Raw genomic sequence first — 18,019 nt, forward strand, 5'->3', positions numbered from 1 at the left:
ACCATGGCCGCAAGGCATCCCCCCTTCTCCTGGCCCGGCGCCCTGGTGCTCGGCGTGCTCTGGGTCGCGGTCCTGGTGCCGGGAATGGCCCATGGCGAGGCCCTGGGGCGGCTGTTCTTCACCCCCGAGCAGCGCGCGGCCCTGGACGAGGAACGCTTCGCCCCGCCCCCGGAGCAGGCCCCGGAGCCCGAGGTGGCGGAAGAGCAACCGCCACCGGAGCCGCCGCCGCCACTGCGCTCCTTGCGCATGGAGGGGCTGGTGGTGCGCAGCCACGGTCCCAACACCGCGTGGGTGGACGGCCGCCCGGTGCTGCGCAAGGGCACGACCGACGAAGGCGTGACCGTGGACCCCACCAGCACCCGCGATGGCGGCGTGGCCGTGCGGGTGCGGGGCTCGGACACCACCGTGGACCTCAAACCCGGCCAGCGCTTCGACCCCGCCAGCGCCCGCGTCTCCGAACTCACGCCCGGCCCCTCCGAGACCGCGCCCGGGCTGGCGCCCCAGGGCCGCGCCGGCGACGCCGGGCCATGACCACCAGTCGCTCCCGTTGACCACCCGGGGGTCCGTCACCGCCATGCCGCAGCCCATATATTCCCGCTCCCCTTCACCGCCGGCCCCCCTGCCTCGCGGCCCCGCCGCGGCCCAGCGCGGCGCGGCCCTCATGGTGCTCCTGATCATCCTGGTGGTGGCCACCTCCGCCGTCATCCTCGCCCGGTTCGATCCTTCCATCCATCAACGGGCCCGGGAGACGCAGACCTCCGAGGCCCTGGCGCGGGCGAAGGAGCTGCTGATGGGGTGGGCGGTTTCGAGTAACCGGAAGCCGGGAGAGTTGCCTTATCCAGATCGAGACAACAATGATGGAAATTACGATGGAGAGGCGGACTGTTTTACTGGTGACGCAAATATTGGGCTGCTTATGGGCCGCTTCCCTTGGCGGGGGGAGGCGGGATGTACCGGATCATTAATCATTCATGATGGCCAAGATATCACCGACGGCTACGGGGCACGGCTGTGGTACGCGGTGTCCCAGAACCTGGTCCGTAACCCCGGGCCGGGTGCAGCACCTCTGAATTCCAACCTGGTGGATCTCGATCCGCCACCCTTTCCCTGGCTCCAGGTGAGGGACGGCGAGGGCAACATCGTAAGCGACCGCGTGGCCGCCGTCATCATCGCCCCCGGCCCCGCCCTGGAGGGTCAGGACCGCAGCGGCGCCACGCCGCCTATCGACGAATTTCTGGAGACCTTCGATCAGGCCGGCGATACCGTGGGCAACATCGACAACGACGGCTGCCCCGATGTGGCGGCTGGCTGCGCTGATAGTCTCGGCGAGGACTTCTACATCCACCAGAGCGACGAGTTCAACGACCGCCTCATCTACATCACCATCGACGAGCTGATGCCCCGGGTGGAAAAGCGGGTGGCCGAACTGGTGGCGAGCGCACTCAGGAACTATCAGAATGGTTATGGCCGATTTCCATGGCTGGCGGAGTTTCGGGAGCCACTGGCCCTGGAACCACGGATCCAGGGGACTGCGGGGAACACGAGCGCTGGTAACACCTTGAAGGATTCCTCCTACGACTTCGTGGCGGTAGGAGTCCAAGGGGGTGACTTGGTGCATAACGTCACCGATGGCTCCCTCGGCGTAGTGGATACCGTAGGGATCCCAGATAACCAGACGTTGACGGTGGGCGCGTTATCCGGAGGCGTAGGAAATACTTTCGCAGGTTCGGATTTCTATCAGATCCTGCTTCGTGGCCGTCCTGTTGCCGCCAATGCCACCATCGAGGGCACCGCCGACACGGGAACCGCCGGCGACGAGCTGAAGGAAACCGCGAGTAACCTGGTTGAACTGGCGATACCACCGGGTAGCGTGTTGGAAAACCTGACAGGCGGCGGCGCGAGCTTGGCCAGCAGGGTCAGCTTCAGCGCCGGCACCAGCACCGTGGAAATCGTTGGGGATATCGGTCTCACGGTGGGCAATAAGTACCGCTTCCGCGCGAGCTATGGCCGGGCCGACGCTGGCAGCGCGGGTGACACCCTAGTGGATGACGAGGTGGATTTCGCGGACCTCCGTGTCCAGCAGGAGGATCCTATCATCAATCATTCAGATGGGTCGCTCGGTCTGGTGGCTACCGTAACCCTGCCGAACCAGCTCATAGTCAGACACTTGTTGGGTGGCACCAGCGACGCTTTTGCGCCAGGTGATGGCTGGGAACTGGGGCGCCAGTTTTCCGTTGAGGGGACCCGTTTCGGGCTGTTGCCCGTGCATGCGGTGGGGCGGCCCTACATCAGTGCCTTCACCCTGGACTGGAACGTGACTGGTGGGATACTGGAACTCTGCTCGGGAGCAGCTACCCTCACGCTCGAGCGGCAGCACACCTTCCAGCTAAAGGATGCGGTGGAGTCCGGTTCGCGGTCGTTCCCCCCGGGGGCCTGCCAGTGGACCCATCCCCGGGGGGTATACTGCGAAACGGTGGAGACCATCACCCCCTTCTCCCTGACCGTGACGGCCGATGAAGAGAGCCCGTCTGGATGCACGGTAGCCGGCACCTTCACTGACGTCGGCGAGGTCACTGAGCGCACCTATCGTCTGTGGCTGCGTTTCAATGGCTCGGAGTTCGTCGTGGAGCCATCCGGTGACATCAGAACGCGCAGCGTTTGCATCGGCTATGACCCCGTTTCTCCCTTTTGCGTGTCTGGCACCGAAGCCGATGTCACTCTCGATGGGCAGGTCGAGGGGCAATTAACGGTGCAGGACTACGCCGGTGCATCGGAGGTGGGGAGGGGTGAGTGGACGATCAGCGGGACCTCCACCGGCTGGTCGGGGTGGATGCGCGTTTCCGGCCTGCGTCTGGATTTCATGCCCCAGACGGAGCTCGTCAACGAGGATATTGACGGTGACGGGGATGTGGACGAACAAGACGTCGTCGATCTTCCGCCATGGTTCTTCCAACAGGGCTGGGAACGGCTCGTGGCGGTGGCGATCTCCGATGACGAGGACCCCGACGGGGCCGGTAATTGCGCCGGCGCAGGAAACTGTTTGAATCTGGTTGATGAAAGCGGAACCGTGATACGGAATGATGTGGAGGCTTTAGTCTTGGTGGCCGGGCAGGCTCAAGCGAGTGTTGGTCCGGGCCCATTCCCTCAGGATCGAGCACAGGGAATCCAATGCAGTGCCGCTAACACCGTGGACTGCTACCTTGAAGGTGAAAATGCCGACACAGACGATGAATTCTTCTGGTTTGGAGTAGACCACGACGGTCTTAATGATGTGATGAGGATCGTAACGCCTTGAAAGGTCTCTCATATAGCGGGCGAGCGGGCCGCCGTGGCTGTCATCGGGATCAGGGTAAGCAAACGGGCTTTACCCTCATCGAGCTGGCCGTGGTGGTGGTGGTCATCGGGCTGCTGCTGACGGGGATCCTGGTGCCCCTGTCGGTGCAAGTGGAGACTGCGAAGATCCAGGAGACCCAGCGCAAGCTGGCGGAGATCCGCAGCGCCCTCATCGGCTTTGCCCAGGTGAACGGCCGCCTGCCCTGTCCCGCGACCCACGCCACCGATGGGGAGGAACTGGAGGCAGCGGGCGGGGCCGCAAGAACTTGCAACGATGGCGTGAAGTCCCTCCAGCACGGCTTCGTTCCCGCGGTGACCCTTGGCGTCTCCGGCCCCTTCAACGGCGACAACCTGCTGGTGCTGGTGGATGCCTGGGGCAACCCCTATCGCTACAGCGTCACGAGATTCAATTTGGATGCTGAGGAAGGGTGGGACTTCGTGGCCGATGGCGAGATGCGCCGGGTGGGCATGGAGAATCTGGAACCGGACCTGGAGGTGTGTTCAAGCGAGGGTCCGCCACCGGACGACGTTACGGGCACGGGCAGTGAGGTCACTCCCAATTGTAGTGACGGTGGCGCGCTTGCGCTGACCAGTCAGGCACCGGTGGTGTTCTATTCCCTGGGGCCGGATGGCAGCAACATGCCCGGCTACGGCTTCTTCTCCACCTACCAGCTGGAAAACGCGGGAGAGTCGGCTGTCATCCCTTCCCTGCTGGGCGGTTACTGGATCGCGGAGGACGATATTTTCGTGGCCGGCCCGCGTCGCGGAGAGCCTGACACCGATGTGGCGCGGGCCTATTTCGATGACATCGTGGAATGGATCTCGCCCGTGGTGCTCTACGAGCGCATGATCGCGGCCGGTCAGTTACCCTGAGGGGAGAGCGGCCTTCTGCGCCTGCGGGTAGCCGCCAGCAGCAGGGTGGCGGCCGAGCCTAGCAGCAGGAGTGCCGGTGGCAGGGGCACAGGTGTAAAGGCGAGGTTGTCCATCACGAAGCGTGGTGCGCTGCCGCCTTCGGCGGTGAACACCACCGAGTGCACCGGCCTGGTCCAGCCGGAGTTCTTGTTCAAGGACACCTGGATGGTCGAGAATGGCGCCTTGCCGGACGGGAACAGGTCGATGATGATGGGCCGGTTGACCGGTCGGCCTGCGGCATCGAAACCATCGATGGTTACGGTCAGCGCCGAGCTGAATATCTCCGGAATATCGATGGGTTCTCCGTCATCCGGGAAACTGTACAGTTCGAGGCCGTGTAAGAGAAATGGTGTTTTTGCTCCCTTAACCTCGACCTCGCTGTGTACCGTGTCGAATCTCTCGAGGTTGGTGAGATAGAACAGGTTGGCGGCGCCGTCAGCGGCAGGGCGCGCCTTGAAGAAGGAATTCACCTCGGCCAGAAACTCCGCGTACGGCTCCACGTACCAGCCGTTGCTCCATTGGAGGCCGCCATGGGTTGGGGGCAGGGTAGCCCTCAGTTTGCCCTCAGGGATCTTGATGTCCTCGAAGCCCAGCACCGACGTCGCCGGGGCAAAGGCGGACCAGGCCATGAGGACGCAGAATGCTAGGGGCTTTACGTGGATGGTTGGTTGCACGAGAGAATCCCGGTTGAGTTATCTGTCCTGGGTGCGGGCTTGGGTCTGTTTGTTTTGCGCCCGAATGTGATTCCCCGAACTTAAAGCAAAATCTACGCCAAAAGCTATAACTATTTCTTTTACAGTGACTTATGGGCGCGGTCCTGTGATGGATGTCTCATTCTGTAAAAAATCTCGACAAATCCACCCAACGGGCCTTACGTCTCTCCCCACACTACCCCAAGGATAGCCCATATGGACCGGCAAGGGGCCCGATCGGTCCAGAATTCATGCTCTCCGGCCGCTGGGGTCTCCGGTGCCCGGGTCGTTACTGTAAAGAATATCGACATTGGGCCTGTCTGCGGGGCTCTTCAGGACGCCCATGCAGATCCGTCCCCGGGCATTGTGCAGGATGCGTAACTCGTAGCCTGCGGACTCCGCCAGGCGCGCGGTCTGGTAGAGCCCGATGCCAAGGCCGCTGGTGGAGTCGACGGGCTGGCGGAACAGGCGTTCGGCCACGGCGGGCGGTACGGGAGAGCCCGTGTCGCATACCGTCACGGTCAGCGGCGGGCCGGGGTCGAGGCTCACGGTGATGCGGATGTGGGGTTCGCTCTGGCGCTTGAAGCGGGCGTTCTCCAGCAGGTTCTCCAGGGCGGTGTCGAGGACATCCGCCCGTACCTCGGTAACGGGTATCTCGCCGGCGGCCTCGAAGCCCAGTCCCGCCTCCTCATGGCGCCGTTTCAGGCGCCGCCACCACTGGTCCAGGGCCAGGTGTTCGAGTGGTTCCTCGGTCTCGGGGGATTGCAGCTTGTCGAGGGCGCGGCCGAGGCGCTGCCCCAACTGGGGGAGCTGGCGGCGCACCAGGGCATAGGCCTGCTCGGCCCGCCGGCCCTCGGTGTGCTCCATGGCCATGGTCAGGGTCTGCAGGGACTGCAGCAGGTTCTTGATGTCATGGGTCACCCGGGCCCCCGTCTCGTATACCGCCTGCAGGTGGGCCCGGCTGCCCAGCTCCTGCTGGGAGCGCTTGGCGGTATAGAAGTAATCGATCACCTGGATCAGCAGCCGGCTGTGGAGCAGCAGGGTGGCGCCGGGGGCGGCCAGGGTGTAGACGGTCACCTCCAGGGTGTCGCCCTGGACCCGGTTGGCGTGGGGGGTCTCCCGGCCCACCAGCCCGGATTGCTCGCGTGTCTCCCACCGGGTTCCCTCCACCCAGGGCAGGTCGCCGAACTGGGCCATGGCGTTCTTCAGGAAGGCATCCGGGGCGTCGTGCCTCTGGGCCAGTTGGGACAGTCCGGTGAGCCACTCCTCGAAGGGGGTGCCCATATTCAGTACATAACCGGACCACAGTTGGGACAGGCCGGAGAAGCCGGGGTGGGGGTCCAGCAGCCAGCTGATGGCGAGCAGGAACAGCGCGATGAAGATCAGGTTCTGGAACAGGGCCGTGGGGTAGGACAGCTCGGTGGAGTACATCACCAGCAAGCTGCCCAGGGCCAGCAGGGCGGTGAGGGAGGACAGGGTGATGGCGTGGAGGAAATCCACGCTGTGGAGCCGTGGGCGGGGGTCGTGGTGCACCGGCAGCACCAGCACCAGCAACGCCGGCACCATGAGGCCGTAGTAGAACAGTATCCCGGTAAAGTCGTCGGTGGGCACATCGAACGTGGGCACCACGCAGCCGATGAGGAATTCGCAAATCAGCACCACCAGGGTGGTGAGGTAGACGAAGCGTTCGCGGCGGTTGACGAACAGCACGCGGCCACCGATGAGGCCGATGAGCAGCAGCATCCAGATGAACACGAACCACCAGTTGAGCCAGACGACGAAGGCCACCGTCAGCAGCACGAAGACGGTCGAGGTGCCGCGGTCCAGGCGCCGGTCACTGCGCCACAGCGGTTGCCAGATGAGGAACAGCCCCAGGTGGGCCAGCATCATGGAGCGTGACAGGGCACTCCCGAAGTCCCCCCACAGGGCGGCATGGAGCAGCAACAGCATGAGCCCCAGCAGCAGGTTCTCGCGCATCTCCCGCGGCCTGGCGAACATGCCGCGACGGAAGTAGGAAAGGGAAATGGGGCTGTTCACGCCGAGTGGGTGGTCACTTTTCTCTCCCAGAGGCACGGAGGCACAAAGGAGAAGCAATACTAAGGATACAAGCTGCCCTGAGCGAACCCCTGGGGGTGAAGGGCATTTTGGCGATGCAATCGACGATCATCGCTTCTGCCTCATTCTCTTTCATCTCCGTGCCTCTGTGAGAAAATATTTATTCTCTCACGGAGGTACAGAGGAATGGGTAGGTTGGGGTTCGTCCCTCATCCCAACCTACCGGCCCTGCCCCCATCACCAACGCGACAGGAACCGGCGTCCTAAATTTCCGTTTGGAGCCAACAGGTCGGCGTATCCAGCTGTCGGATAAATTTACAGTCACGCGGGCATCATGCCCGAATACCGTAATTAACCCATTGATTCATATACATATATATAAGTATGGCATGGTTGTTGCCTAATTGCAGTATCGGTGGCTTCGCCGTAGCCCATTTAAACAAAGTCCGGAGATTCGACCCATGACAACAAAACCATACCTTTTTGCCCTGGCATTGACCTTGACCTTTCCCGCCGGGGCGTACGCCACCGCTATTGAGAGCGGCTTCGACGGCAATACGCTTGCCGCCAATGACGACGGGTCGACCGGGCTCGTTGGTATCGGGTTTGATGCCAATTTTTTTGGAGTGACATCCAATCAACTCTTCGTAAACAATAACGGTAACGTCACTTTCGACGCTTCACTTGGGACGTTTACCCCCTTCGATCTGACCTTCACGAGCCGCCAGATCATCGCCCCGTTTTTCGCGGACGTCGACACGCGGAGCGCAGGCGCCCCGGTCACCTACGGCACGGGGTCTTTCGGCGGGCGCAATGCCTTCGGCGTGAACTGGATCGATGTCGATTATTTTGCCAGTAGCACAACCCAAACGAATCGCAACAGCTTCCAGTTGATCCTGGTGGATCGCTCCGACATCGCCGCGGGGGATTTCGACTTCATCTTCAACTACGACCAGATCCAGTGGGAGACGGGCGAGGCCAGTGGTGGGGATACAGATGGCCTCGGTGGCGATTCGGCCCGGGTCGGTTTCTCCAACGGCAGCGGTGATCCGGGTACCTTCTTCGAACTGGCCGGCTCGGCGGTGAACGGGGCCTTTCTGGATGGCGGTCCCAACGCCCTCGTCTCCAACCGTTTGAACAGTGATGTCGATGGCCGCTATATCTTCAGCGCCCGCAGCGGTGCGGTGGTGGACCCGACGCCCGTCCCGACGCCCCCCACCGTCGCCCTGTTCGGCCTCGGCCTGGGGCTGGTCTCCCTGGTGGTCCAGCGCCGGCGCGCCGCCCGCCGGGCCTGAGCCGCGCCTGGATGGTCCCGAAAGCCTCGCCTCCCGGCGAGGCTTTTTTTTGTGCGCAGTGCTGGCGGGTGGTACCGAGCCGGCGCGGGGTGCGTGGGGCGGGGTTTAATGTCGGGATGAATCCCGACCTACATCCGTGCCGAAGGAATGGGCGGTGGGGATGTTGTGTAGGTCGGGCTGTTGGGCTGTAGGTCGGGCTGTTGGGCTGTAGGTCGGGCCGTTGGGCTGTAGGTCGGGCTTCAGCCCGACAGCCTGCGGGTGGTACCGAGCCGGCGCGGGGTGCGTGGGGCGGGGTTTAATGTCGGGATGAATCCCGACCTACATCCGTGCCGAAGGAATGGGCGGTGGGGGTGTTGTGTAGGTCGGGCTGTTGGGCTGTAGGTCGGGCTTCAGCCCGACAGCCTGCGGGTGGTACCGACCCGGCGCGGGGTGCGTGTGGCGGGGTTTAATGTCGGGATGAATCCCGACCTACATCCGTGCCCCGGGAACGTGCGGTGGCGGTGTTTCCGGCCGGGATGTCGGGATGAATCCCGACCTACATTCGTGCCGCAGGAATGGGCGGTGGGGGCGTTGTGTAATGCGTAGGTTGGGGTGAGGAACGAACCCCAACATGGCCATGGATCTGGGGAATGCCCGTTGGGGTTCGCAGGCTCACCCCAACCTACAATACTTTCACCCCTGTGCCTCCGTGCCTCTGTGAGAGAAAATATTCTATGATTGGCACGAATAGTGCCCATCGCTCCTCGAGCCTGAAAGCGGAATACCTTTGTCGGCACGACTGCTCCCCATCATCCGCCTGACCCTGCTGGAGGCCCGGCGCACGCGGCTGCTGTGGTTCGCCGTGCTGGTGGTGGCCGTGGGGGTGGGCGTGGCGTTGTTCCTGGACTCCATCGCCATCACCGAGGCCCGGGAGATCCGCGTGGGGGCGCTGGCGGCCGGCCTGCGCCTGGCCGCCATGTTGCTGGTGAGCCTGTTCGTCATCGGCAGCACCCTGCGGGAGTTCGACGACAAGGTGGTGGACCTGTTGTTGTCCCTGCCCCTGCCGCGGGCCGTCTATCTCCTGGGCAAGCTGGCGGGCTTCGTGGTGTTCGCCGCGCTCGTGAGCGGTCTGTTCATGGTGCCCCTGCTGTTCATGGCCGAGCCCTTCGGGGTGGTGCTGTGGGGGGGCGCCTTGGTGGCGGAGCTGGCCATCGTCGCGGCCCTGGCCCTGTTCTGCCTGCTCACCTTCCAGAACCTGTCGGTGGCCTTGAGCGTGGTGGTGGCGTTCTACCTCCTGGCCCGTTCCATGGGTGCCATCCAGCTCATGGCCCGCGGCACCTTCTACGATCCGGGCAGCCTGTTTCACGTCGCCTCGGCGTGGGCCGTGGATGGCGTGGCCTTCCTGCTGCCGGAGCTCTACCGCTTCGGTCCCGCTGAATGGCTGATGTACGGCACCGCGGATGCCGGCGCCCTGCTGCCGGTCGTGGGGCAGACCCTGATCTACGTCGCCCTGCTGGTGGCCGCGGCGCTCTTCGACCTCTACCGGCGCGAGTTCTGATGGCCGCCGTCAGGCCGTTGCGGGATGTCCCCCGCCCCCTGTGGTGGCTGCTGGCCCTCACCCTGGCCGCCCAGCTGCTGTGGCACGGTGCCCGTCCCGGCCCGGGCGCCGCGGCCCGTGACCTGCCCCCGCCGCCGTCGGTAGCCGCGGTGCGGGTGGCGGCCCTGGGGGAGGAGGCGGTGGCCGCGAGGCTGCTGATGCTGTGGCTCCAGGCCTTCGATAACCAGCCCGGCGTCAGCATCCCCTTCAGGCAATTGGATTACGAACGCGTGCAGGACTGGCTGGCGCTGGTGCTGGAGCTGGACCCCAGAGCCCGCTATCCCCTGCTGGCCGCCGCGCGGCTGTACGCCGAGGTGCCGGACGAAGGGCGCCAGCGTGCCATGCTGGAGTTCATCCACCGCGCCTTTCTGGAGGATCCCAACGGGCGCTGGCGCTGGCTGGCCCACGCCACCATCCTGGCCAAGCACCGCCTGGGGGACCTGCCGCTGGCCCTGCGCTACGCCCAGGCCCTCACCGACCACGCCACCGGCCCGCAGGTGCCCTTCTGGGCCCGCGACATGAGCATCGCGGTGCTGGAGGACATGGGTGAGCTGGAGGCCGCCCGGGCCTTGGTGGGGGGGCTGCTGGCGAGCGGGACCATCGAAGACCCGCGGGAGCTGCATTTCCTGGAGCGCAAGCTGGAGGCCCTGGAGTCGCCGGAATGACGATATCTCGACAACATGTTGACGATTCGACGGCGAGCGGCCCCGCCCAGGCGCCTGGTGGGGCGGGTTTTCAGTTTCTGGAGTCGGAATCGAACAGGGGTTCCAGCTTGAGATCCAGCTCGCCCTCCCAATCGAAGGGCCGCGGCCCCGCCGTGAAGCGGGAGATGTTCTGGAGGTAGATCTCGTAGATGCGGTTGTCCGGCGCCGACTCCTCCCACAGGCGGCCGAACAGGGGCACGGCGCGGTCCCACCGGCGGGCGTAGTAGCTGTCCAGGGCCTCCCGGTGGCGGGCCAGGAAGGTCTCCGTCCCCGCCGTCATTTGTGAGCGCTCACATACCGGCTCGTAGGCGCGGGTGATGTGCTTCTTGCCCTTGAGGCGCACCAGGGCCAGTTCTCGGAACACCATGTCCGGCACCGCCGTCTTGACCGCCTCGCCGACGATGATCTCGCAGCCCATGTCCCGCGTCAGGGCCTCGAGGCGGGCCGCCTCGTTCACCGCGTTGCCCACCACCGTGTAGGCCACCCGGTACTCGGAACCCATGTTGCCGACGTTGACCATGCCCGCGGACAGGCCGATGCCCATGTACAGCTCGGGGTAGCCGCGGGCCGCGAAATCCGCCCGCAGCCCCTCCAGGGCCTGCTGGATGGCGCGGGCGCAGGCCACCGCGTTGCGGGCGTGGTCCGGATCGTGGGCGGGTGCGCCCCAGAAGGCCATGATGCCGTCCCCCAGGTACTTGTCGATGGTCCCCCCGTGCTCGTGGATGATGCGCGACAGGGGCGTGAACAGGGTGTTCAACATCTCCACCACGCGCGTCGGTTCCAGGCGCTCCGCCACCGACGTGAAGTCCTTGATATCACAGAACATGATGGTCATCTCCCGGGCCTCTCCGGCGAGCGTGAAGCTGTTCGGGTCGTCCTGGATCATGCGCGCCAGCTCCTTGGGGACGTACTGCCCGAACACCGCCATGAGGCGCTGCCTGGCGGTCGTCTCCTCGAAGTAGCTGGCCAGCACGTTGAAGGCGAACAGCACCAGGATGGTGAGGAGCGAGAACTCCATGGGCACCAGGGGTGCCGGCTTGGTGACGGCGTAGCCCAGGTAGCCCACCGGCAGCATGGCGGCGAGGGTGAGCAGGGAGGCCTGGATGGGGCTCATGATGGGCAGCAGCAGCACCAGCACCAGCCCCACCCCCACCAGCACCAGGAACTCGAGACTGGTGAGCACGGCGCGGGAGGCGTGGAGGTCCACCTTGAGGGTGCGTGCCATGTCCGAGGCCACCGACCGTTGTTCCCCCGCCAGCAGGCTGAAGTCCACCAGCCCGAGGCCGATGGAGATGAAGGCCGCGAACACCAGCAGCAGGGCGAAGGAGCGCAGCAGATGCCTGCGGTCCAGTCCCTGGGGGAGGGCATCCTGGAGGGCGCACAGGCGGGCCCACTGCTGGCGCCAGGGTGTCGGGGTCGACGGTGTATTCAATGGCGTATTCATGGCGTGCACCAAAATCCCTGGTGGTCCGTCCCGGCCGCCCCTGCCTCGCGCCGGCGGCGGTATGAGATAAGGAACCTCAAGCCTGGCATGTTATTTGAATAACTATTAACGCGAAAGCCGCGAAGCCCGATCTCCCGGTCTCCCGCGGGGACAAATCCGTCGGGAACGGATCTGAACGCGCCTCGGCGCGGCCCGCAAGGCGAAGGGCAGGATGCCCGGACTTATAGGGACGGGGTGAGGGAACGAATAGGCCGATACGCGCTCCTCCTTCATCAACTCGGGCGGTGCGTATAGCTATGAGAGGCCATGAGAGTTAGAGCGGAAGTATTTTCCATATCACGGAGTTTAGCCATGAATCGCATCCAACATAAGCAGGGCGGCTTCACCCTGGTGGAGATCGCCATCGTCCTGGTGATCATCGGCCTGCTACTGGGCGGCATCCTCAAGGGCCAGGAACTCATCAACAGCGCGCGGGTGCGAAACCTCGCGGACATGAATGCCGGCATCCAGGCCGCCTATTTTGGTTTCATCGACCGCTACCGCCAGGTGCCGGGGGATGTCAACACCACCAACGCCAGCCAGGCCATCGGTACCACCATCAACGGTGGCGGTGACGACAATGGCCGCCTCGATGGTGGCTGGAGCGAGGCCGGGGCGGTGTGGGAGCACCTGTCCAAGGCCGGCTTCATCTCCGGCACCTACCAGAGCGCGGGTGCTGGTGTTGCCGTGGATGCAACCAACTACCGTGATAATGCCCCCAGCAATGCCTTCAACGGCGCCCCCATCCTGTACCGTACCAGCGACTACTTCGACCCCAACTATGCTCTCGATGGCACAGGTACTGCACCCGCCGAGCGCCTGTCCCTGACCCTGGGTAACAACATCCCCGTCAACATCGCCCGCGAGCTGGATGTCAAGCAGGACGACGGCCTGCCCGCTACGGGCGTGGTGCGCATGACCCTAAACGCTGCGGGTCTAGTCGACTTTGACGTCCTCGACACCGGCTCGGATAATTGCGTAGAAGTGATTGCAGGCGATTCGGACATCTGGGACATCGCCACCAACTCCCAGGACTGCAACGCCGTGTTCCTGTACTGAGGCGGTCGGAGGCCTGAGCATCGGGGCCCGCCGCCGTGCGGGCCCTTGTGCATCGAGGCCCATCGAGGGCAGCCATGGACCAACCCCCGCGACCGACTGCCGGCGGCATGGCCCTGTCTTTCACGGCGGTGGCCAAACGCCTGGCCGGCCAGGTGGTGCTGGCGGGCCTCGATCTGGCCGTCCGCGAGGGTGAGTGCTTCGCCCTGGTGGGCGTCAACGGCGCCGGCAAGACCACCGCCATCAAGACCCTGCTGGACTTCTCCCGTCCCGATGCCGGCACCGTGGCGATCTGCGGCGAGCCCAGCCATCAACCCCGGGCGCGGCGCCATCTCGCCTACCTGCCGGAGCGCTTCACGCCGCCCCATTACCTCAGCGGGCGGGATTTCCTCCACACCATGTGCCGCCTCCACGGCGTGGCCTTCGACCCCGCGCGGGTGAGCGCCCTGTTCGAGGCCCTGGCCCTGGATGCCTCGGCCCTGGACAAGCCGGTGCGCAGCTTCTCCAAGGGCATGGCCCAGAAGCTGGGTCTCGCCATGTGTTTCTTGAGCGAGCGCCCCCTGCTGGTGCTGGACGAGCCCATGAGCGGCCTCGACCCCCAGGCCCGGGCGCTGGTGAAACGCCATCTCCAGGCCCTGCGGCAGCAGGGCCGCACCCTCTTCTTCTCCACCCACCTGCTGGCCGACGTGGAGGCTCTGTGCGACCGCCTGGCCATCCTCCACCACGGCCGCCTGCAGTTCCTCGGCACCCCCGCCGCCTGCCGCGACCGCTACCACGCCCCCGACCTGGAAGCCGCCTTCCTGTCCTGCATCGCGGACGGCTGAGAAGAAAAAACAGGATAACCACGAAAAAGCAGATTAACTACGAAAGACGCGAAAGACGCGAAAAGGGAGCGGCTCGAGGGTTCTTTGGGCGTGTTTTCAAAACTTTCGCGCATTTCGCGTCTTTCGTAGTTCATAAGAAAAAATAATTATGAAACAGGCGCGAGACGCGAAAAATGCTGGTTGACGAATCTTTCATGCTCGATACGCGGATGGTGGCCGAAGTTGATCAGCAGCCCAAGTTGCCTACCAGTAACCTTGAGGTAGTTGATCATTTGGGCCCGGTGCTCGTCGCCCAATTGCCGGACTGCCTTGATCTCGACGATGATGCGCTCGAAGCAGAGGAAGTCCGGCTGGTAGAACTGGTCGAGACGTTGGCCCTTGTAAGTGAGTGCGAGACGTGGCTGCTCGATAAAGGGGATTTCCCGGTTGCGGAACTCGATTGCCAGACACGCTTGGTAGACGGCCTCGAGAAATCCGCTGCCCTGTTGTTTGTAGACCTCCAGACACGCTCCAACAATGCGGTAGCTCTCTTCCCTGAAAACAATATGTTTTTGCATTTTTCGCGCCTTTCGCGTCTTTCGTAGTTAATCTGCTTTTTCTTCACCGGGCCTACCGGCGTCTTACTACCGTATGGGGGGGGCTGGGCGATGAGGCGGGCCTCGGGGACGGCCTGGTGGATGGTGGCGGGGAGCTCCAGGCACAGGCCGGGGACCGGCCTCACGGAGACCCACAGCAGGTTGAGCCGCAGGTTGAGGTCGGCGAAAAGGATGTTATCGACGTGGTGCTCGAACACCTCTTCGATGCGGGCGACGACCCGCAGGACCTCGTCCCGGGGCTGGCGGTTGAGAAGGGGGATGAGCATGAGAAAGTCGCTCACCGCGCGGCCATCCTCGAGGTGGGTGGGCGCGCGCCGCCACAGGGGGCCGGTGGGTCGCCACTCGGGCGTGTCCACGGGTACCCGGGGCAGGCGCTGGGTTTTGTGTCCATCACGCATGGGCTCTACCGCTTGTCCAGGGTGTTAAAGTTATGTTGAATTGCTTCGCTAAGAACACATAATGGGACCCGAGTCACAGTCAGTTGCGGAACGGGTACCCGCCGGCGGGCGGGCAGGCCGTGAATATCAATATTAGTCCATCGACAAGCAGGCGACATGGAACCCATAACCGGTCTTTTGAGTGACAGCGGCTTGGCGGCCATCCTCGACCACCTGCCCCTCGGGGTATGCGTGACCGACGGGAGCGGCCGGATCCTGTGGGCGAACGCCGCCGCAAGCGGCCTGTTCGGGCGCTCGACGGGGGAACTGAGCGGGCTCGACGAGGCCGACCTGCCCCTGCAGAAGGCCCAGCACCAGACGGACGAGGGCCGGCTGATGGAGGTGGTGGGGGCTCCCGAGTTCGGCACCGAGTGGGTGATACGACTGGCGGGGCCGGTGTTGCAGGAACAGGGCCGGGAGTTGCAGGTGACGTTCTACGTCGATGCCACCGAGATGGAGCACGCCCGCAACAAGGTGGACCGCCTGACCCAGGCCCTGCGTGGCCAGGTGGCGACGGACCACACCACCGGATTGTTGAATCACGCCAGCGTGTTGCACCAGCTGGAGATGCAGGTATCCCGCAGTCGTCGCTACCACAACCTGCTGTCGGTGGTGTTGCTGCGCCTGCACTGCAACGGCGGGGAAGGCGATGACCGGCTGACGGACAGCCAGGTGCTCGCGGTGGGCCGCATGCTGCGTGACCACACCCGTTGGCCGGACATCATCGGGCGCTGGAGCGAATTCGAGTTCCTGCTGGTGCTGCCGGAGACCTCGGTGGCCTCGGCCGGGATCCTGCGGGACAAGGTGGCGGAGCAGTTGGCCGTGCTGCCCGAGTTCGCCGCGGTGGACGTGGACTGTCAGGCGGCCTTCAGTACCGCCGAATGGCACAAGGGCGATACCGCCCTGGACCTGGTGGGGCGCGCCGAGGAAGCGGCGGCCGAACTGGTGTCCTGAGGGGAGCGATGGATGGACGCGCAGATGTCAGGATACTTCGATGATCTCGAAATCGTGACTGATCTGCGCGGTCTTGCCGAGCATGATGGAGGCGGAGCAGTATTTCTCCGCCGACAACTCCACGGCCCGCCGCACCTGGCCTTCCTTGAGGCCGCGCCCGCTGATGCGATAGTGGGCGTGGATGCGGGTGAACACCTTGGGCACGGTCTCGGCCCGCTCGGCGGCGAGTTCCACCACGCAGTCGGTGACCTGCTGGCGTCCCTTGCGCAGGATATCGATGACATCCACGGCGGTGCAGCCACCCATGCCGAGCAGCAGCAGTTCCATGGGGCGCATGCCCCGGTTGCGGCCCCCGTGGTCCGGCGGTCCGTCGATGATGATGGCGTGGCCGCTGCCGGCCTCACCCATGAAGGTGATGTCCTCAACCCACTTGACGCTGGCTTTCATAGTTCTACTTACCGCACGTTGGAATTCAAGATCGACATTTTTCAATTAGTTAACTAAGCTGGCTTAATAGTCTACCTGAGGATTACGTGACGTGGTTAGAGTCGTAGGCGGTCCCATACTGCATCCCCACCTCCCGGCGGGGGGGGCCATAGAAAAGTTCCTGGAGCAGTCCCACCGGCGCACTTATCCGGCCAAGACCGTGATTATCAGCGCCGGCGACCACTCGGACGAGTTGTTCTATATCCTCAACGGCTCGGTCACCGTGCTCATGGAGGACGACAACGGCCACGAGATCGTGCTCGCCTACCTCAACGAAGGCGATTTCTTCGGCGAACTCGGCCTGTTTGATGAAGAGCAGAAACGCAGCGCCTGGGTGCGCGCCCGCACCAAGTGCGAGGTGGCCCAGATCAGCTACGACAAGCTCAAGAACATGTTCAACGACGAGTGCGAGGTCCTGTTCCGCATGGCATCGCAACTCGCCATTCGCCTCAAGAACACCAGCCGTAAGGTCGGCGACCTCGCCTTTCTCGACGTCTCCGGCCGCGTGGCCCGCGCCCTGCTGGACCTCTGCAAGCAGCCCGACGCCATGAGCCATCCCGACGGTATGCAGATCAAAGTGACCCGCCAGGAACTCGGCCGCATCGCCGGCTGCTCGCGGGAGATGGTGGGGCGGGTGCTGAAGGAACTGGAGGAACGCCACCTCATCGAGGCCCACGGCAAGACCATCGTCGTCTACGGCACGCGTTAACTCCCATGGCGATACGCGCCGCCCCCTGTCCCGCCATGTGGGCGGCGAGGTCACGATCATGGAACAGGAAGTCCTCCACCCGGTGGGGGATGTCGACATCGTAGGTGTGCTGCAGCGTCTGCTGCAGGCGGTTGAGCACCACGGGGCCTCAGTGGCGAAGGGTGGGGGGCGTGGCGGTCAGCGGCGGCAGGGTGGTGGGCTCCCGGCCCCAGCGGGCCACCAGCCGTTCCAGCTCCGGCGATGCCTGGTCCGGGGCGCCGCGACCACCGAGGTCCGACAGCAGGTGCACGAAGGCCTGGAAGCTGGATGCGAGTTCGCTGAAGGGGCTGTGACCCGCCAGCCCCGCTCCGTGGGCGAGATCATGGTCGAGGAAATTGTAGGCGTTGCTGCCCATGGCGATGTAGTAGTCCACGCCCACCACCCGGCGCTCCAGGTAACCCGGGAACAAGCCCGCCACGAACAGGGCCACGTCGCCGAGGCGCTGGAGAAAGGCCTTGCGCTCGCGGATGGAGTCGGTCTCCAGGGCCTGACGGTAGAGATCCGCCAGGGCCGGCAGGTGGGTGCGTTCGCCGTCGAAATCGAAGAGCCGGCGCGCATCGCCGTAGCTGGTGAGCAACTCGGCCACATAGCGCACCGTGACGGGTTGGGGCGTCAACCGCCGGTCCCGGGCGGCCACGGCGAGGGAACGGTAGAAATAGTTGGTGAGGGAGTGGCCGTCTCTGGTAACCCCGGTGGCATCGATCATGGAGAGTTCTCCGCGAGAGGTCTGACTTAACTAAATAGCCAGATCCTCCGCGGGCGTCAAGAAGTAACTGAAATCATTAGCACTTTTTTAGTGGTGCTGCTAATCCTCGAGTAGCACACGGGGCGGCCAAAACAACCTCGGAAGTGCCAACCCGCCCGCGTT

At 64.3% G+C, this 18,019-nt stretch carries 17 protein-coding genes; 11 read left to right on the plus strand and 6 right to left on the minus strand.

Annotated elements, in window-relative coordinates; all coding sequences use genetic code 11:
• Positions 1–3: 3 nt before the first annotated feature.
• The 3 genes from U5S82_09110 to U5S82_09120 all read left to right on the plus strand — a co-directional run bounded on the left by U5S82_09110 (position 4) and on the right by U5S82_09120 (position 4,206).
• The gene (locus U5S82_09110; GenBank protein MDZ7751806.1) at positions 4–531 is read left to right on the plus strand and encodes a hypothetical protein; all 528 of its coding nucleotides are present in this window, start codon (positions 4–6) and stop codon (positions 529–531) included.
• A 130-nt stretch (positions 532–661) separates the two neighbouring features.
• Positions 662–3,295 (plus strand): hypothetical protein, encoded by a 2,634-nt coding sequence (locus U5S82_09115; protein MDZ7751807.1) that lies wholly within the window; start codon positions 662–664, stop codon positions 3,293–3,295.
• Complete coding sequence (locus U5S82_09120; protein MDZ7751808.1) at positions 3,292–4,206, plus strand: type II secretion system protein; 915 nt, start codon at positions 3,292–3,294, stop codon at positions 4,204–4,206. Before U5S82_09115 ends, U5S82_09120 begins: the two co-directional genes overlap by 4 nt.
• On the opposite strand, the gene U5S82_09125 is transcribed toward U5S82_09120, so the two are convergent.
• A complete protein-coding gene (locus tag U5S82_09125) occupies positions 4,194–4,841 on the minus strand; it encodes a hypothetical protein (GenBank protein MDZ7751809.1) in 648 nt (215 codons plus the stop codon). The genes U5S82_09120 and U5S82_09125 overlap by 13 nt on opposite strands.
• 345 nt (positions 4,842–5,186) lie before the next feature.
• Complete coding sequence (locus tag U5S82_09130) at positions 5,187–6,974, minus strand: HAMP domain-containing sensor histidine kinase (GenBank protein ID MDZ7751810.1); 1,788 nt, start codon at positions 6,972–6,974, stop codon at positions 5,187–5,189.
• Between the two features lie 518 nt (positions 6,975–7,492).
• Here U5S82_09130 and U5S82_09135 point away from each other — a divergent pair.
• The 3 genes from U5S82_09135 (at position 7,493) to U5S82_09145 (ending at position 10,528) form a co-directional block, all read left to right on the plus strand.
• Positions 7,493–8,287: a nidogen-like domain-containing protein gene (locus tag U5S82_09135; protein MDZ7751811.1), complete on the plus strand. Its 795-nt coding sequence runs from the start codon at positions 7,493–7,495 to the stop codon at positions 8,285–8,287.
• 766 nt (positions 8,288–9,053) lie between these two features.
• A complete protein-coding gene (locus tag U5S82_09140; protein ID MDZ7751812.1) occupies positions 9,054–9,824 on the plus strand; it encodes an ABC transporter permease in 771 nt (256 codons plus the stop codon).
• Positions 9,824–10,528 (plus strand): hypothetical protein, encoded by a 705-nt coding sequence (locus U5S82_09145; GenBank protein ID MDZ7751813.1) that lies wholly within the window; start codon positions 9,824–9,826, stop codon positions 10,526–10,528. The genes U5S82_09140 and U5S82_09145 overlap by 1 nt, the downstream gene beginning before the upstream one ends.
• 70 nt (positions 10,529–10,598) lie before the next feature.
• On the opposite strand, the gene U5S82_09150 is transcribed toward U5S82_09145, so the two are convergent.
• A complete protein-coding gene (locus U5S82_09150; GenBank protein MDZ7751814.1) occupies positions 10,599–12,011 on the minus strand; it encodes an adenylate/guanylate cyclase domain-containing protein in 1,413 nt (470 codons plus the stop codon).
• A 351-nt stretch (positions 12,012–12,362) separates the two neighbouring features.
• Between U5S82_09150 and U5S82_09155 the strand changes: the two genes are divergently transcribed.
• Positions 12,363–13,109 (plus strand): prepilin-type N-terminal cleavage/methylation domain-containing protein, encoded by a 747-nt coding sequence (locus tag U5S82_09155; protein MDZ7751815.1) that lies wholly within the window; start codon positions 12,363–12,365, stop codon positions 13,107–13,109.
• Between the two features lie 74 nt (positions 13,110–13,183).
• Entirely contained in the window at positions 13,184–13,930 is a 747-nt protein-coding gene (locus U5S82_09160; GenBank protein MDZ7751816.1) for an ABC transporter ATP-binding protein, read from the plus strand.
• 146 nt (positions 13,931–14,076) lie between these two features.
• On the opposite strand, the gene U5S82_09165 is transcribed toward U5S82_09160, so the two are convergent.
• Entirely contained in the window at positions 14,077–14,487 is a 411-nt protein-coding gene (locus U5S82_09165; GenBank protein MDZ7751817.1) for a GxxExxY protein, read from the minus strand.
• Between the two features lie 221 nt (positions 14,488–14,708).
• Between U5S82_09165 and U5S82_09170 the strand changes: the two genes are divergently transcribed.
• The gene (locus U5S82_09170) at positions 14,709–14,963 is read left to right on the plus strand and encodes a hypothetical protein (GenBank protein MDZ7751818.1); all 255 of its coding nucleotides are present in this window, start codon (positions 14,709–14,711) and stop codon (positions 14,961–14,963) included.
• A gap of 117 nt (positions 14,964–15,080) precedes the next feature.
• Positions 15,081–15,917, plus strand: a complete 837-nt coding sequence (locus U5S82_09175; GenBank protein ID MDZ7751819.1) for a diguanylate cyclase — start codon at positions 15,081–15,083, stop codon at positions 15,915–15,917.
• A gap of 27 nt (positions 15,918–15,944) precedes the next feature.
• Here the strand turns inward: U5S82_09175 and U5S82_09180 are convergent, their stop codons facing one another.
• On the minus strand, positions 15,945–16,364 hold the full coding sequence (locus U5S82_09180) for an OsmC family protein (protein MDZ7751820.1): 420 nt from the start codon (positions 16,362–16,364) through the stop codon (positions 15,945–15,947).
• Positions 16,365–16,512: 148 nt separating this feature from the next.
• Between U5S82_09180 and crp the strand changes: the two genes are divergently transcribed.
• Positions 16,513–17,112, plus strand: coding sequence for a cAMP-activated global transcriptional regulator CRP (crp, locus tag U5S82_09185; GenBank protein MDZ7751821.1), 600 nt, complete (start codon positions 16,513–16,515; stop codon positions 17,110–17,112).
• A 148-nt stretch (positions 17,113–17,260) separates the two neighbouring features.
• On the opposite strand, the gene U5S82_09190 is transcribed toward crp, so the two are convergent.
• Positions 17,261–17,857, minus strand: coding sequence for a hypothetical protein (locus U5S82_09190; protein MDZ7751822.1), 597 nt, complete (start codon positions 17,855–17,857; stop codon positions 17,261–17,263).
• Between the last annotated feature and the right edge of the window lie 162 nt (positions 17,858–18,019).

Source organism: Gammaproteobacteria bacterium (assembly GCA_034522055.1).
GTDB lineage: Bacteria > Pseudomonadota > Gammaproteobacteria > JAABTG01 > JAABTG01 > JAABTG01.